Origin of the sequence: Nocardioides sp. NBC_00163 (genome assembly GCF_045206295.1) — a bacterium.
In the GTDB taxonomy this organism is placed as follows: Bacteria; Actinomycetota; Actinomycetes; order Propionibacteriales; family Nocardioidaceae; genus Nocardioides.
Genome location: NZ_CP108155.1, coordinates 5,178,644 through 5,193,028, shown reverse-complemented (window position 1 = coordinate 5,193,028; position 14,385 = coordinate 5,178,644). Strand labels below are relative to the sequence as shown.

General features: G+C 70.5%; 12 protein-coding genes. All 12 read right to left on the bottom strand.

Going from position 1 to position 14,385, the window contains the following annotated elements; genetic code table 11:
• Nucleotides 1-37: 37 nt before the first annotated feature.
• Nucleotides 38-742, bottom strand: a complete 705-nt coding sequence (locus OG801_RS24890) for a YggS family pyridoxal phosphate-dependent enzyme (protein ID WP_406031786.1) — start codon at nt 740-742, stop codon at nt 38-40.
• The gene (gene pgeF, locus OG801_RS24885; RefSeq protein ID WP_406031785.1) at nt 742-1,452 is read right to left on the bottom strand and encodes a peptidoglycan editing factor PgeF; all 711 of its coding nucleotides are present in this window, start codon (nt 1,450-1,452) and stop codon (nt 742-744) included. The genes OG801_RS24890 and pgeF overlap by 1 nt, the downstream gene beginning before the upstream one ends.
• A 9-nt stretch (nt 1,453-1,461) precedes the next feature.
• Entirely contained in the window at nt 1,462-2,691 is a 1,230-nt protein-coding gene (gene ftsZ / locus OG801_RS24880) for a cell division protein FtsZ (protein ID WP_355017902.1), read from the bottom strand.
• 184 nt (nt 2,692-2,875) lie between these two features.
• The gene (locus tag OG801_RS24875; RefSeq protein WP_406031784.1) at nt 2,876-3,790 is read right to left on the bottom strand and encodes a cell division protein FtsQ/DivIB; all 915 of its coding nucleotides are present in this window, start codon (nt 3,788-3,790) and stop codon (nt 2,876-2,878) included.
• Between the two features lie 17 nt (nt 3,791-3,807).
• Nucleotides 3,808-5,226 carry a UDP-N-acetylmuramate--L-alanine ligase gene (gene murC / locus OG801_RS24870; protein ID WP_406031783.1) on the bottom strand — a complete coding sequence of 473 codons (1,419 nt, stop codon included), beginning with the start codon at nt 5,224-5,226 and terminating at the stop codon, nt 3,808-3,810.
• Nucleotides 5,223-6,299 carry an undecaprenyldiphospho-muramoylpentapeptide beta-N-acetylglucosaminyltransferase gene (gene murG, locus OG801_RS24865; RefSeq protein WP_406031782.1) on the bottom strand — a complete coding sequence of 359 codons (1,077 nt, stop codon included), beginning with the start codon at nt 6,297-6,299 and terminating at the stop codon, nt 5,223-5,225. Before murG ends, murC begins: the two co-directional genes overlap by 4 nt.
• Before the next feature lie 13 nt (nt 6,300-6,312).
• Nucleotides 6,313-7,605, bottom strand: coding sequence for a putative lipid II flippase FtsW (gene ftsW / locus OG801_RS24860; RefSeq protein ID WP_357355996.1), 1,293 nt, complete (start codon nt 7,603-7,605; stop codon nt 6,313-6,315).
• 108 nt (nt 7,606-7,713) lie between these two features.
• A complete protein-coding gene (gene murD, locus OG801_RS24855) occupies nt 7,714-9,186 on the bottom strand; it encodes a UDP-N-acetylmuramoyl-L-alanine--D-glutamate ligase (protein ID WP_406031781.1) in 1,473 nt (490 codons plus the stop codon).
• A complete protein-coding gene (gene mraY, locus OG801_RS24850; RefSeq protein ID WP_406031780.1) occupies nt 9,168-10,286 on the bottom strand; it encodes a phospho-N-acetylmuramoyl-pentapeptide-transferase in 1,119 nt (372 codons plus the stop codon). Before mraY ends, murD begins: the two co-directional genes overlap by 19 nt.
• A gap of 138 nt (nt 10,287-10,424) precedes the next feature.
• Nucleotides 10,425-11,885 (bottom strand): UDP-N-acetylmuramoyl-L-alanyl-D-glutamate--2,6-diaminopimelate ligase, encoded by a 1,461-nt coding sequence (locus tag OG801_RS24845; RefSeq protein WP_406036301.1) that lies wholly within the window; start codon nt 11,883-11,885, stop codon nt 10,425-10,427.
• A 151-nt stretch (nt 11,886-12,036) separates the two neighbouring features.
• A complete protein-coding gene (locus OG801_RS24840) occupies nt 12,037-13,752 on the bottom strand; it encodes an MFS transporter (protein WP_406031779.1) in 1,716 nt (571 codons plus the stop codon).
• A gap of 56 nt (nt 13,753-13,808) precedes the next feature.
• The gene (locus tag OG801_RS24835) at nt 13,809-14,243 is read right to left on the bottom strand and encodes a MarR family winged helix-turn-helix transcriptional regulator (RefSeq protein WP_406031778.1); all 435 of its coding nucleotides are present in this window, start codon (nt 14,241-14,243) and stop codon (nt 13,809-13,811) included.
• Between the last annotated feature and the right edge of the window lie 142 nt (nt 14,244-14,385).

Genomic DNA, 14,385 nt, shown 5'->3' with positions numbered 1-14,385 from the left:
TGTAGCCACCTTCCCCAAAGTATTGCTTCCCGAGACATTACTTGACAGTTGGCCTCTGTCCGAGGACCGCAGACCCAACACGTACGTGTGTCGCGCCATGGGCAATCGCCTGCTCCAGGTCGCCGCTCATCCCCGCCGACAGCACCGTCGCGTCGGGATACTCGACCAGGAAGTCCTCCCGGATCCGCGCCAGCCGGACGAACGCCGGCTCCGGTTCCTCACCGAGAGGCGCGACCGCCATCAGCCCCCGCAGCCGGAGCCCGTCAGTCGCCTCGACCTCAGCAGCCAGGTCGCGTACGTCACCGGGATCCGCCCCGGCGCGACCCTCGCGCCCGGGCGGGTCGAGGGATACCTGCAGGAGGACGTCGAGGATCTGGCCGCGCTCCCCCGCGCCGCGGCTGAGCCGGGGCAGCAGCGAGGACCGGTCGACGGACTCGACCACGTCGGCGTAGCCGGCCACGGCGGCCGCCTTGTTGGACTGGAGCCCGCCGATGTAGTGCCATCGCAGACCGAGGTCGGCGCACTCGGCCGCCTTGGCCGCCGCCTCCTGGTGGCGGTTCTCGCCGACGTCGGTGACGCCGAGGCCGGCCAGGATGCGTACGTCGGAGGCGGGGAAGAACTTGGTGACCACGACCAGGTGGACATCGTCGGCGGGGCGACCGGCGGCCTTGGCGGCCACCGCGACCCGCTCGCGGGTCTCGGCGAGCCCCGCGGCGATCTCATCGGCGCGATCGGTCGCCATCAGGCACCACGCAGCCGGATCAGGGCGCCCAGCGACATGCCGGCGCCGTCGCGACGGTAGGAGTAGAGGTCGTCGGACTCGCGGGTGCAGCGGCTGGCGTCGACCGTCTCGACGCCCTCGCGAGCCAGCTGGGCGAGCACTCCGGCGCCGACGTCGAGGCTCGGGGTGCCCCAGCTCGTGGTGGCGCGTGCGGCCGGCTCGACCGCGACGATCTCCTCCTGCATCTCGGCAGGCACCTCGTAGCACTTGCCGCACACGTGCGGCCCCACCCAGGCGCTGATCCGTGTCGCGCCGAGCGCGCGCATCCGGGCGACGGTCTCGGGCACGACCCCGGCCGCCATCCCCTTGCGTCCGGCGTGCGCCGCGCCGATGACCCCGGCCGCCTCGTCCGCGAACAGCACTGGTACGCAGTCGGCGGTGCGGACCAACAGCACCAGGTCACGCTCGGTGGTCACGATTCCGTCCGCCTCGGGGCGGGTGCCGCACTCCGCGTCGACGACCGCGTTGCCGTGGACCTGGTAGAGGTCGGCGTAGGGCGCGCCGTCGGCGAAGTCGGCCAGCAGCAGCCGATGGTTCTCGGCCTTCGCCTCCGGCGAGTCCGAGCCGTTGACCGCCAGGTTGAGCTCGGCGTACGGAGCGAGACTGACCCCGCCGTACCTGTCGGTGAACGCCAGGTCGACGAGGCCTGCTGAGGCTCGGAACGAATACAAGCGAGGGACCTACTTCAAGAAATCGGGAACGTCGAGCTCATCGTCGCTGTACTGGACGCTCGGAGCAGGCTTCTTGGCGACCGGGGCCGGCTCGGCCGGCGGAGCCGCGGGCGGAGGCGTGGCCGGGGCCGGCTTGGCCGGCGCGGCGGCCGGGGTCTCCTCGGCCTCCTCGGTGCGCCGGGTCGCGACCGCGGTGGCCACGGCGGCGGTCTCACCGTTGTTGGTGGACTGGGAGGCGCTGGAGCGGCCCTGCACGCTGCCGAGCGCCGAGGCGCCCTCGCGGCGCTTGGGCATGCCACCGTCGAAGCCGGCGGCGATCACCGTGACCCGGACCTCGTCACCGAGCGCGTCGTCGATGGTCGCGCCGAAGATGATGTTGGCTTCCTCGTGGACCGCGTCGGCGACCAGCGCGGCGGCCTCGTTGATCTCGAAGAGGCCGAGGTCGGAGCCACCAGCGATCGAGAGCAGGACCCCGTGGGCGCCGTCGATCGATGCCTCCAGCAGCGGCGAGGAGACGGCCATCTCGGCGGCCTCGACGCTGCGGTTGTCACCGCGCGCGGAGCCGATGCCCATCAGCGCCGAGCCGGCGTTGGACATGACCGACTTCACGTCGGCGAAGTCGAGGTTGATCAGGCCGGGCGTGGTGATCAGGTCGGTGATGCCGGAGACACCCTGCAGCAGCACCTGGTCGGCCTGGCGGAACGCGTCCATCACCGACACGTTGCGGTCCGAGATCGACAGCAGGCGGTCGTTGGGGATGACGATGAGGGTGTCGACCTCCTCGCGGAGCTTGCTGATCCCCTCCTCGGCGGAGTTGGCGCGACGACGGCCCTCGAAGGCGAACGGGCGGGTCACCACACCGATGGTCAGGGCGCCGAGGGAGCGGGCGATGCGGGCCACGACCGGGGCGCCACCGGTGCCGGTGCCGCCACCCTCGCCGGCGGTCACGAAGACCATGTCGGCGCCCTTGATGACCTCTTCGATCTCGTCGGCGTGGTCCTCGGCGGCGCTCTCCCCGACGCTCGGGTTGGCGCCGGCACCGAGACCGCGGGTGAGCTCGCGACCGATGTCGAGCTTGACGTCGGCGTCGCTCATCAGCAGCGCCTGGGCGTCGGTGTTGATGGCGATGAACTCGACCCCCTTGAGGCCGACCTCGATCATCCGGTTGACAGCGTTGACGCCGCCGCCACCGATGCCGACGACCTTGATGATCGCCAGATAGTTCTGTGCAGCTCCCACGGTGGTCGCCCCTTCGATCGATGGTTGGTTCTTACGGCCGGTTCTTAACCCTTACCCTCAGCCTGAGGGTTATAGTTATGTCAACCTCGCCGTTCTCAGAACAGTAGGCAGACGTACGTCCTCAAACTGGCGCGACACGCGGACGCGGATCAGTTGTGCCCATCCGTTGCCGTCCGGTAGAGGATCAGTCGACGCTCTTGCTGGTGACGGGCTGGCCGGGTACGGAGACGTCGTAGCGGGCCACGTCGGGCTCGGCCTTCATCAACGCGACCAGCACGTCGGCCTTGGTGTCGGACTGGGCGCTGCTCCCCCACACCACGCGCTTGTCGTTGCGCAGTTCCAGGGAGATCGAGTCGACGGTGGTCACCTCGACGTGGTCGACCGTCTTGGCGAGGTCGGGCGGGAGCGCCGAGGCCACCGCGGCGGCCTCGCGGAGTGCGTCGGAGTTGGTGCCGGTGACGGTGTTCACCATCGGCAGACCTCGCGGCGCCTTCTTGTAGTCCCAGAAGACGGTGCCGGTCTCGTCGAGCGCACGGAGCCGGCCGCCGATGGAGACGACGGCCACCGGCGTACGTTCGGTGACGTCGACCCGGATCTTGTCGGGCCACTCGCGCGAGACGTTGACCGAGCGCACCATCGGCAGCCCGTTGAGCACGCGCACCTGCACTGCCTCGAGGTCAGCGGTGGCCAGCGGCTCGCCGACCGGGACCGCCGCGAACTCGACGACCTGCTTCGCGCTGGTCATCTTCATCGAGCCGTGCACGGAGGTGCCCTTGACCTGCAGCCAGGTGGAGAAGTAGACCGCCCAGATCCCACCGAGCAGGAGCGCGATGACCAGGGTGCCGACGATCAGATAGCGCCACGCCAGCCAGCGCCGGCGCCACTGGCGCCGGGCGAAGGCCTTACGGCTCTTCAGGGTCGCCGAATCGACCGCCGCAGGCTCGTCCTGAGACTCCTCCGACTCCGGTTCGGTGCTCGACTCAGCACCGCCCTTGGCCTCCTCCGAGTCCAGGTCGATCTCGCGCTCCCCCGACGCCGACTGGGCGATCTCCAAGGCCTCGGCGATCTCCGTCTCGACGCCCGACCCCTTCTCCCCCATGCTCGCCTCCCCCAGCGTTACTGCTCTGCCGTACGTAGCCTGGCGAGCACCATCGGGCCCACCTCGGTCACGGTACCTGCCCCGAGCGTCAGAACCAGGTCACCCGGTCGGGCGCGGCGGGCCAGCTCGGCGGCGGCCTCCTCGAGCCCAGCGATGCTGACGACCCGGTCGGGCGGCAGCGGCACCGCGTCGGCGACGAGCTTGCCGGTGACCTCGGGGTCGTAGTCCTCGCGGGCGAGGTAGACGTCGAGGACGACGACCTCGTCGGCGGCGCCGAGCACGCGTCCCATCTCCTCGCCGAAGATCCGGGTGCGGGAGACCATGTGCGGCTGGAAGGCGACGATGAGCCGCCCCTGCCCCGCCACGGACCGGCCGGAGACGAGGTCGCCGGCGATCTCGGAGGGGTGGTGGGCGTAGGAGTCGTAGACGCGTACGCCTGCGGCCTCTCCCTTGCGCTCCATCCGCCGCCGGGTGCCGGTGAACGACTCCAGCCCCGCCTTGAGCAGGTCGAAGGAGTGACCGAGACGCAGGCCAACGGTCAACGCGGCCAGCGCGTCGGCGACGTAATGGCGCCCGGGGATCTGCAGCGTGATCCGGCCCAGCTCGTCGAGCCCGTCGACGACGGTGAAGGAGGATGTGGTGCCCTCCAGGACGATGTCGACGGCGCGTACGTCGGCCAGCTCCGACTCACCGACGCCGATGAAGCGGCGGCCGAGCGAGTGGGCGACGTGACGCAGGTCGGCGGCGCCGGGGTCGTCGATGACCGCGACCAGGAACCCGTCGGGAGCCAGCCGCCCCACGAACTGGGCGAAACCCTCGCGGTAGGCCTCCTCGGTCCCCCACTGGTCGAGGTGGTCGGCCTCGACGTTGGTGACGACCGCGGCGTACGGCTTGTAGACCAGGAAGGCGCCGTCGGACTCGTCCGCCTCGGCGACGAACAGGTCGCTTGAGCCCTCGGCGGCGTTGGTGCCCGAGGCGGCCAGCTCGCCACCGACGGTGTAGGTCGGCGCAGCGCCCGCAGCCTGCAGGGAGACGGTCAGCAGCGAGGTGGTGGTGGTCTTGCCGTGGGTGCCGGCGACGGCGAGGACGCGGCGGCCCTCCATCACCGAGGCCAGGCCGGCCGAGCGCGGGTAGATCCGCAGACCCTTCTCGACGGCCGCGACGTACTCGGGGTTGTCCTCGCGGATCGCGGTGGAGACGATCAGCGTGTCGACGCCGTCGACCTGGGAGGCGTCGTGACCGACGTAGACGGTCGCGCCCTCCTCGCGCAGCGCTGCGACCATCGACGAGTCGGCGCCGTCGCTGCCGGAGACCTCGATCCCGCGGGCCAGCATGACCCGGGCGATCGCGGACAGACCCGCGCCACCGATGCCGATGAAGTGGACCCTGCCCAGATGCTCGGCGGGAAGGATGTGCTCAGGAACCGGAACTCTCATGACCTACCTCCTTGCGCCGTCTCCATCACGATCCGCGCCAGCCGTTCGTCGGCGTCGCGCGGCACCAGGTCGCTGGCGGCCTTCGACATCGCCTCGAGGCGGGCGCGGTCGGTGACGATCGGGGGTACATGGCTGGTGACCCAGGCGGCGTTCATGTCGGCGTCGGAGACGAGCACGGCGCCGCCGGCGTCGACGACGGCGCGGGCATTGAGGGCCTGCTCGCCGTTGCCGATCGGGAGAGGTACGTAGACGGCCGGGACCCCGACGGCGCTCGCCTCGATCACCGAGTTGGCGCCGGAGCGGCAGATCATCAGGTCCGCGGCCGCCAGCGCGAGGTCCATCCGGTCGACGTAGTTGAGCACATGGTAGCCGGGGCCGGGCGAGACCAGCTCGTTCTTCGGGCCGATCACGTGGAGCACCTGGATCCCGTTGCTGGCCAGCGCCGGGTAGGCGCCGGAGACCGACTCGTTGATCGTCCGGGCGCCCTGCGAGCCGCCGGTGACCACGATCGTGGGGCGGTGCTGGTCGAGCCCGAAGAAGCTGCGGGCCTCGGCGCGCAGCGCCCAGCGGTCCATCGTCGAGATCATCCGGCGGATCGGCAGCCCGATGTATTCGGCCTTGGGCAGCTTGGTGTCCGGGAAGCTCACCGCGACCCGGTCGGCAACCCGGGCTCCTGCCTTGTTGGCGAGACCCGGCATCGCGTTGCCCTCGTGCACGACGATCGGGATGTGGCGCCGCTTCGCGGCGAGATAGGCCGGCATCGAGACGTACCCGCCGTAGCCGACGACGACGTCGGGCCGGATCCGGTCGAGCACCTCGTAGGTCGCGTCGACCGCGCCCTTGAGGTTGGCCGGCACCTTCAGCAGGTCGCTGCTGAGCTGGCGCGGCATCGGGACCGGCGGGATCAGCTCGAGCGGGTAGCCCGCGGCGGGAACGACCTGGTTCTCCAGGCCGCGAGGCGTGCCGAGGCAGGTCACCTCCACGCTGGGGTCCAGACGGCGCAGGGCGTCAGCCGTGGCGAGCAGGGGGGATGTGTGTCCGGCGGTGCCACCACCGGCGAGGAGGGCCTTCATGATGCGTCCGAACTTAGCGGTTGCGTTGAGCGGACCGGTAAGCGGCTGCCTGGCGTGCCCGATCCTTTGCCAAGGCTTTACGCTGCTTCAGCGCAGCGGCCGCCGCCGGTTCACGACGGGCGAAGCCGATCACGACGCCCAGCGCCACCATCGACGGGATCAGCGCCGAGCCGCCGTAGGAGACCAGCGGCAGCGGGATGCCGATGACGGGCAGCAGTGCGAGCACCATGCCGACGTTGATGATCATCTGGCCCAGCAGCCAGACCAGCACGCCGAAGCTGAAGTAGCGTACGAACGGCCGGTCGGTCTGGCGCGCGACCTTGACCAGCGCGAAGGCGAGAGTCAGGAAGAGGCCGACGACGAGCAGGGTGCCGACCAGGCCGAGCTCCTCCCCGAGCACCGCGAAGATGTAGTCGGTGTGGGCCTCGGGCAGGTCGCCCCACTTCTGCTGCGACGCCCCGATCCCCTGGCCCAGGATGCCGCCCGAGCTGAGTGCGTAGAGGCCGTGGGAGGGCTGCCAGCCCTGTCCGTGGTAGTCCTTGAACGGGTCCGCGAAGCTGGTCAATCGGGCGAGCCGCTCGGTGTCGGTGCTGATCAGGAACAGCACCGAGACACCGATGATCGAGATCGCCATCCCGAACAGCCGCCCGGGCGCCCCGACCACCCACAGCATCCCGAGCACGATCGCGAAGAAGACCAGGGCGGTGCCGAGGTCCCGGCCGGCGAGGACGAGCCCGGTGGCCAGCGCGATGCCCGGCAGGACCGGCATCAGCACCTCGTGGAGGCTGTCGAGCCGGCGCTCCTTGAGGGCGTAGACGTGGGCCGCCCAGAGCACGATCCCCAGCTTGGCGATCTCGCTCGGCTGGATCTTGACCGGGCCGGCCCCGATCCAGTTCTGCTGTCCGTTGACGTCGTGGCCCAGGAAGATCGTCAGGAAGAGCAGCACGCAGGCGATGACGTATCCCGGCCAGGCCAGCCGTCGCAGGTGCTTCGGCCGGATCCGGGAGGCGATGAACGCACACGGGATGCCGATGATCACCCACAGCACCTGCCGCCCGACGATCGCGTAGGAGTTGTCCATCTGGGTGTAGGCCCACACGCTCGAGGCGCTCAGCACCATGATCAGCCCGATGGTCAGCAGCAGGGCGGTGCTGGTGAGCAGCAGGTAGTAGGCGGCCAGCGGCCGGTTCAGCGCCACTCGCAGCGCGTGGAACCAGGCCTTGAGGTAGCCGAGGACCGACTTCGGGTACGCCTTGGCCTGCTCGGCCGAGCCGGAACCGGTCTGGTCGGGGCTGGTGGTCGTCACGGCCTACCTCCCAGTTGCGGTGCGACGTACGTCCATTACATTCTCGCCGCCGTCTCCGCGTTCGCGGCGCATCTCCCCCGCGTGTCGCCCCTGCCGAGGCGGGTGGGGTCAGAGCTGGCGGCGTACGGCGTCGGCGAAGGCTTCGCCGCGGGCCTTGTAGTCGCGGAACTGGTCCTGGCTGGCGCAGCCGGGGGCCAGGAGCACGGTGTCGCCGGGCTTGGCCAGGGCTGCGGCGATCTCGACGGCCTCCGCGAGAGCGGCCACGCCGTCGGGGTCGTCGAGCTCGACGATCTCCAGGTCACCGGCGTGGGCGGCGAGGGCGGAGGCGATGACGTCGCGGTCCTGGCCGATCAGGATGACGGCCCGCAGCCGGTCGTGGATGGAGGCGACCAGGTCCTCGAAGCGGGCGCCCTTGGCCAGCCCGCCGGCGATCCAGATCACCGGGTCGTAGGCCTGCAGCGAGGCCTGCGCGGCGTGCGGGTTGGTCGCCTTGGAGTCGTCGACCCAGGTGACGCCGCCGGCCTCGGCGACGACCTCGATGCGGTGGCCGTCGGGGCGGAAGGACTTCAGTCCGTCGCGTACGGCCGCCTGGGAGACCCCGTGCGCCCGGGCTAGCGCGGCCGCGGCCAGCGCGTTCTGGACGTAGTGGGGGGCGGAGGAGGCGAGGTCGGAGATCTGGCACAGCTCCGCGGCGGAGGTCTGACGCTCCTCGATGAAGGCCCGGTCGACCAGGATGTCCTCGACGATCCCGAGCTGACCCACCGCCGGGGTGCCGAGGGTGAAGCCGACCGCGCGGGCGCCCTCGACGACGTCGGCCTCCTCGACCAGGTGCAGCGTGGCCTCGTCGGCGACGTTGTAGACGCAGGCCCGCTCGACGCCCTCGTAGACGCGGCCCTTGTCGGCGGCGTACTCCTTCATCGAGGGGTACCAGTCGAGGTGGTCCTCGGCGATGTTGAGGACGACGGCGGCCTCGGCGCCCATCGAGGAGGTGTAGTGGAGCTGGAAGGAGGAGAGCTCCACGGCGAAGACGTCGTAGGGCTCGGGGTCCATCACGGCCTCGACGATCGGCAGGCCGACGTTGCCGACGGCGACGGACCGGAGCCCGGCGGTACGCAGGATGTTGTCGAGCATCTGCACGGTCGTGGTCTTGCCGTTGGTGCCGGTGACCGCCAGCCAGGGGGCGGCGTTGTCGGGGTCGCGCAGCCGCCAGGCGAGCTCGACCTCTCCCCAGATCGGGATCCCGCGCTCGCGCGCCTGGGCGAGCAGCGGAGCCGTCGGCCTCCAGCCCGGTGAGGTGACCACGACGTCGACGTCGTCGGGCAGCACGTGGGTGGCGCCCTCGCCGAGGCGTACGTCGGCACCCAGGATGCCGAGGAGCTTGGCCTTCTCCTGGCGCTCCTCGTCGCCCGGCGACTCGTCGAGCGCGATCACCGAGGCGCCCAGGTGGGTGAGGTTGTCGGCGGCGGCGAAACCGGAGACGCCGAAGCCGGCCACGACCGCCTTCACGCCCTCCCAGGAGTCGTTGCGGCCCAGCTTGTCGAGCTTGGCGTTGGGGTCAGTCATCAGATCGTCGCCACCCATTCGGCGTAGAAGATTCCCAGACCGGCCGCGACGCAGAGGCCGGCGATGATCCAGAACCGGATGGTCACGTTGACCTCCGCCCAGCCCAGGTGCTCGAAGTGGTGATGAATGGGCGCGATCCGGAAGATCCGCTTCCCGGTGCCCGTCACCTTGCGGGTGATCTTGAACCAGGCCGTCTGCATGATCACCGAGAACGTCTCCATCACGAAGAGCCCACCGAGGATGATCAGCAGGAACTCGGTGTGCGACAGGATCGCGAACCCGGCCAGAACCGAGCCGAGCGCGAGCGAGCCGGTGTCGCCCATGAAGATCTTCGCGGGGCTCGCGTTCCACCACAGGAAGCCGATGCAGGCACCGCTGATCGCGGCGCCGAGGATCGCCATGTCGAGCGGGTCGCGCACCTCGTAACAGGTGCCGATCTCCACGCTCGGGCGGCCGCAGCGCTGGTTGTTCTGCCAGATGCTGATGATCGTGTAGGCGGCGAAGACGATCGCCGAGGAGGCCGCCAGCAGTCCGTCGAGGCCGTCGGTGAGGTTGGTGGCGTTGGAGGTGCCGGTGACCATCACCCAGAAGATCGCCAGCAGGAGGGCGCCGCCGAGCCAGTAGAGCACTCCCTCGCCGCCGAGGAAGTGGGGACCGAAGTCGCGGATGAAGGAGAGCTGGTCGGCCGCCGGCGTGATGCCGTCGTCGTTGGCCATGCCCGGGTGGATCGCCACCGCGCCGAAGCCCACCGCGACCAGCGTCTGTCCGACCATCTTGGACCACGCGCGCAGACCGAGGTTGCGCTGCATGAAGACCTTGATGAAGTCGTCGACGAAGCCGACCGCGGCCATACCGACCAGCAGGAAGACCAGCAGGTAGGCCGTCGCGCTCGGTGCGTCGCCGGTCAGCAGCTTGGCGCTGAAGAAGCCCACCACCACCGAGATCACGACGGCAACGCCACCCATGGTCGGGGTGCCACGTTTGACGTGGTGGGTGGTCGGACCGTCCTCGCGGATCTCCTGGCCGTAGCCCAACTTCGTGAACTGGACGATCGCAAATCGGGTGCCGAGCAGCGAGAACAGAAGCGCAATCGCTCCGCTCAGCAAGATCGCTCTCATGTCAGCCGGGTGCCTTCCTTGCCATGCCGTTCCTGGTCCTTGCCCCCGGGCCGGTGTGCATAGCGAAGACACCGGCCCCCGGCATTCTTCCCTACGGGCTCGCCGGCTCTGCGGCACCCCGCCGTATCAGCACATCGATCACTGTGACGCCAACGCCGTACGCACGACCTCGCGGTCGTCGAACGGGTGGGTGACGCCGTTGATCTCCTGGCCCGTCTCATGCCCCTTACCTGCGACGACGACGATATCGCCGGGCTCGGCGAGGCTGATCGCGCGGACGATCGCGGCCCGCCTGTCACCGATCTCCTCGACGCTCGCGCTGCCGCCGGTGGTGCCGTCCAGCACCTGTCGCCGGATGCTCGCCGGATCCTCGGTGCGGGGGTTGTCGTCGGTGACGATCACGTGGTCGGCCAGCCGCGCGCTGATCTCCCCCATGATCGGCCGCTTGCCGGTGTCGCGGTCTCCCCCGGCCCCGATCACGACGATCAGCCGGGACTCGGTCAGCGGACGGAGCGTGCCGAGCGCGGCCTCGACCGCGTCCGGCTTGTGCGCGTAGTCGACCACGACGGTGAACGGCTGGCCCTCGTCGATCCGCTCGAGCCGTCCTGGGACGCCGGAGCCCTTCGCAAGGGCGGTGGCGACATCGCGTACCACCGTCTCGTCGCCGTACGCGTGGTGGATGCTCGCCAGGGCGGCGAGGGTGTTGCTGACGTTGTAGTCGCCGGCCAGCGGGCTGGCGCCCGGGAACTCCAGGCCGTCAGGGCCATGGACGGTGAAGCTCGAGCCGTCAGGGCGCAGCTCGACGTCGGTGGCGCGCCAGTCGGCGGTGTCGTCGTGCAGCGCATAGGTGAGGATCGGGATGGTCGCCTCGGCGGCGAGGCGGCGGCCGTGCTCGTCGTCGATGTTGACGATGCCCAACATTGCCCGCTCCGGGGTGAACAGGTCGGCCTTCGCCGCGTAGTAGTCCTCGACCGTCTCGTGGAAGTCGAGGTGGTCGCGGCCCAGGTTGAGGAAGACCGCGACGTCGAAGACGACCCCGTCGACGCGCCCCATGACCAGGGCGTGGGAGGAGACCTCCATGGCGCACGCCTCGGTCCCCTCCTCGACCATCCGGGCGAAGAGACCGTGCAGGTCGGGAGCCTCGGGCGTGGTCAGCGGCGTCTTCACGTCGCGGCCGCCGATCCGGGTGCCGACGGTGCCGATGACACCGGCGCGGTGGCCGGCGTCGAGCAGCGCGCTCTCGGCCAACCGGGTGGTCGTCGTCTTGCCCTGGGTGCCGGTGACCCCGATCAGCCGGAGCCTGCCCGACGGGTTGCCGTAGACGCGGGCCGAGAGCGAGCCGAGCACCTTGCGCGGTTTCTCGACGAGCAGCACGGGCACCTCGCCGAGGCCCTGGGCCTCCAGCTCGGCGGCGCCGGCGGCGTCGGTGAGGACCGCGACCGCTCCGGCCTCGACGGCACTGGCGGAGTAGCTGGCGCCGTGCGCGCGGCTCCCGGGGAGCGCGGCGTAGAGGTCGCCGGGCAGCACCCGTTGGGAGCTCAGCGTGACCCCGGTGACGCGGGCCTCGCCCCGTACCTCCAGGCCGAACTCGCCGGCCAGCTCGGCCAGCGTCACCGGCTCGGTCACTCGCGGGCGGGTCGGGCTCTTGGGATCCGCCGTCTCGTACGCACTGCTCACCTGGCGAAGGTTATCCGCCCGGCGGGACCAGGTCCCGCCGGGCCGACATCAGGCGTGGCGTCTCGGCTCGCGTTCAGGCGTGGCGGAGCTGGGTCAGTGCTGCTGCACTGAGCTCGTGCGGCTCCTGGCCGGGAACGACGAGCACGACGGGTACGCCGGCGTTCCGCACGACCGCGGAGGTGATCGAGCCGTCGGCGAGCTGAGCGGCGCGGCCTCGGGGCGAGGAGCCGAGCGCGATCGCGCGGACCCGGGCCTCGGTGGCGTACCTGGCCAGCACCATCCCGGCGCTGGCGTGGTCGCCGACGCTGTGCAGCACGAGGCCGGTCGCGGTCACGCCGCGGGCGGCGAGGCGGTCCAGGTGGGCGCGTACGGTCGCAGCGGCCATCTCCGGCTCCTCGGCGTCGATCGCCAACTCCTCGACCACCTCGGTCTCGCGGACGTGGACCACCTCGAGCGGTGCGCCGTCGGCGGCGGCCATCTCGGCGGCCCGGTCGACGACGGCGTCGGCGTCGAGGGTGGCGCCGACGGCGACCAGCACCGGCCGGCCCTCACCGCGGACCGGGCCGACGGGCTCGAGCGTCGGGGCGACCGGCTCTGCGGTCTCGGCCGACTCGGCGGCCGTGATCAGCTTGTGGCCGCTGGCCAGGACGGGGATCGCGATCAGGAAGGCCGCGGCGCCGACGCAGAAGGCCACCGACTGGTCGGTCGCCTCGGCGATCTTGCCCGCGGCGAAGGGTGCGAGGCCGCCGCCGATGAAGCGTACGAAACCGTAGGCGGAGGACGCGATCGGCCGCTCCACCGGCGAGACCAGCATGACCGCCTGGGTGGTGAGCGTGTTGTTGAGGCCGACGAAGATGCCGGACAGGATCACGGCCACGATGACCACGGTCGGCGAGGAGACGCCGAGGCCGATGACGGCGAGCAGTGCGCCGAGACCGAGCAGGTTGACGTAGAGGGTCGGTGCGGTGCCGAAGCGGCGCTGCGCCCACGGCGCACCCCACACGGCGAAGACGGCGACCAGGATGCCCCAGGCGAAGAAGACCCAGCCGAGCTGGAGCGGGTCGTGCAGGCCCATCGGGTAGGGCGCGTAGCCGAGCAGGGTGAAGAAGCCCCAGTTGTAGAGCAGCGCCATGATGCCCATCGTCAGCAGCCCGCGGTGGCGCAGCGCGGCGAGCGGTGCCAGCAGGGTGACCTTCTTCTCCGGCTTGGGCGTCGGCGGCAGGAAGACCAGCGTCGCGACCAGCGCGATCGCCATCAGCGCGGAGACGCCGAAGAACGGGCCGCGCCAGGAGATGCCCCCGAGGACGCCGCCGAGGAGCGGACCGACCGCGATGCCGAGGCCGAGCGCGGTCTCGTAGAGGATGATCGCCCCCGCGAACCCGCTGGTCGCCGAGCCGACGATCACGGCGAGGCTGGTGGAGATGAACAGCGCGTTGCCCAGGCCCCAGCCTGCCCGGAAGCCGACGATGCCGTCGACGCCGTCGACGGTCCCGGCCAGCCCGGCGAACACCACGATCAGCACCAGGCCGAGGATCAGCGTCCACTTGGCGCCGATCCGGCTGGAGACCCAGCCGACGCCGATCATCGCCACGGCGGTCACCACGAGGTAGCTGGTGAACAGCAGCGACACCTGGGCGGGCGTCGCCGCCAGCTCCTCGGCGAGCACCGGCAGGATCGGGTCGACGAGCCCGATGCCCATGAACGACACCACGCACGCGAACGCGACCGCCCACACGGCGCGTGGTTGCTTGAACGGACTTGCGGCAGCTGCCCCTTGGTGGGAGCTCATTTTTCTTGCCTCTTCTCAGACGTTGGTTTCGTACGCGTCGCCGGCAGGCCGGCGCGTCAGGAATCGAGCACGGCGTCGACGAGCCGGTCGAGTGCGGGCAGTGCAGCCGCGATGGCGGCACGGTCCTCGACGGAGACCCGGGCCAGGGCGGCGTCGAGCACACCGGCTCGCTGCCCGCGCCTGGTCTCGAGGACCTCTCGTCCGGTGTCGGTGACCTCGACGAGGACCGCCCGCCTGTCGGCGTCGTCGGCGACCCGGGCGAGCATCCCCTGCTGGGTGAGCCGGTTGACCAGCTGCGTCATCGCGGGTTGGGACACCCCGGCGACCTTTGCCAGGTCCGTGACCCGCTGCGGTCCCGTCCTCGCCAGCCCGGCCAGCACCGTGGCCGCCGTCGGCGACACGTCCCCCGCGGTCGACACCTCCCGCACCAGTCGCACCACCTTCTCGAGGGCGAGCGACAGGTCACGTCCGGAGGCAGAAGTCGTGCACACAGAAGAAACATAACATACCTATGTTATGCATTCGACGGATCAACTGTCTCATCCGTCACAGCGCACAGGCAATGCCTGCACTTCTCCGGTGTTGCATTGCCCGAGAAGTGCAGGAATACCCGGTGAACCGGGTATTCCTGCA

Excerpts from the sequence above, each read along its gene's own strand:
- OG801_RS24890 (WP_406031786.1), bottom strand. The coding sequence starts at position 742 with ATGGCGACCGATCGCGCCGATGAGATCGCCGCGGGGCTCGCCGAGACC.
- OG801_RS24875 (WP_406031784.1), bottom strand. The coding sequence starts at position 3,790 with ATGGGGGAGAAGGGGTCGGGCGTCGAGACGGAGATCGCCGAGGCCTTG.
- murC (WP_406031783.1), bottom strand. The coding sequence starts at position 5,226 with ATGAGAGTTCCGGTTCCTGAGCACATCCTTCCCGCCGAGCATCTGGGC.
- murG (WP_406031782.1), bottom strand. The coding sequence starts at position 6,299 with ATGAAGGCCCTCCTCGCCGGTGGTGGCACCGCCGGACACACATCCCCC.
- murD (WP_406031781.1), bottom strand. The coding sequence starts at position 9,186 with ATGGGTGGCGACGATCTGATGACTGACCCCAACGCCAAGCTCGACAAG.
- mraY (WP_406031780.1), bottom strand. The coding sequence starts at position 10,286 with ATGAGAGCGATCTTGCTGAGCGGAGCGATTGCGCTTCTGTTCTCGCTG.
- OG801_RS24840 (WP_406031779.1), bottom strand. The coding sequence starts at position 13,752 with ATGAGCTCCCACCAAGGGGCAGCTGCCGCAAGTCCGTTCAAGCAACCA.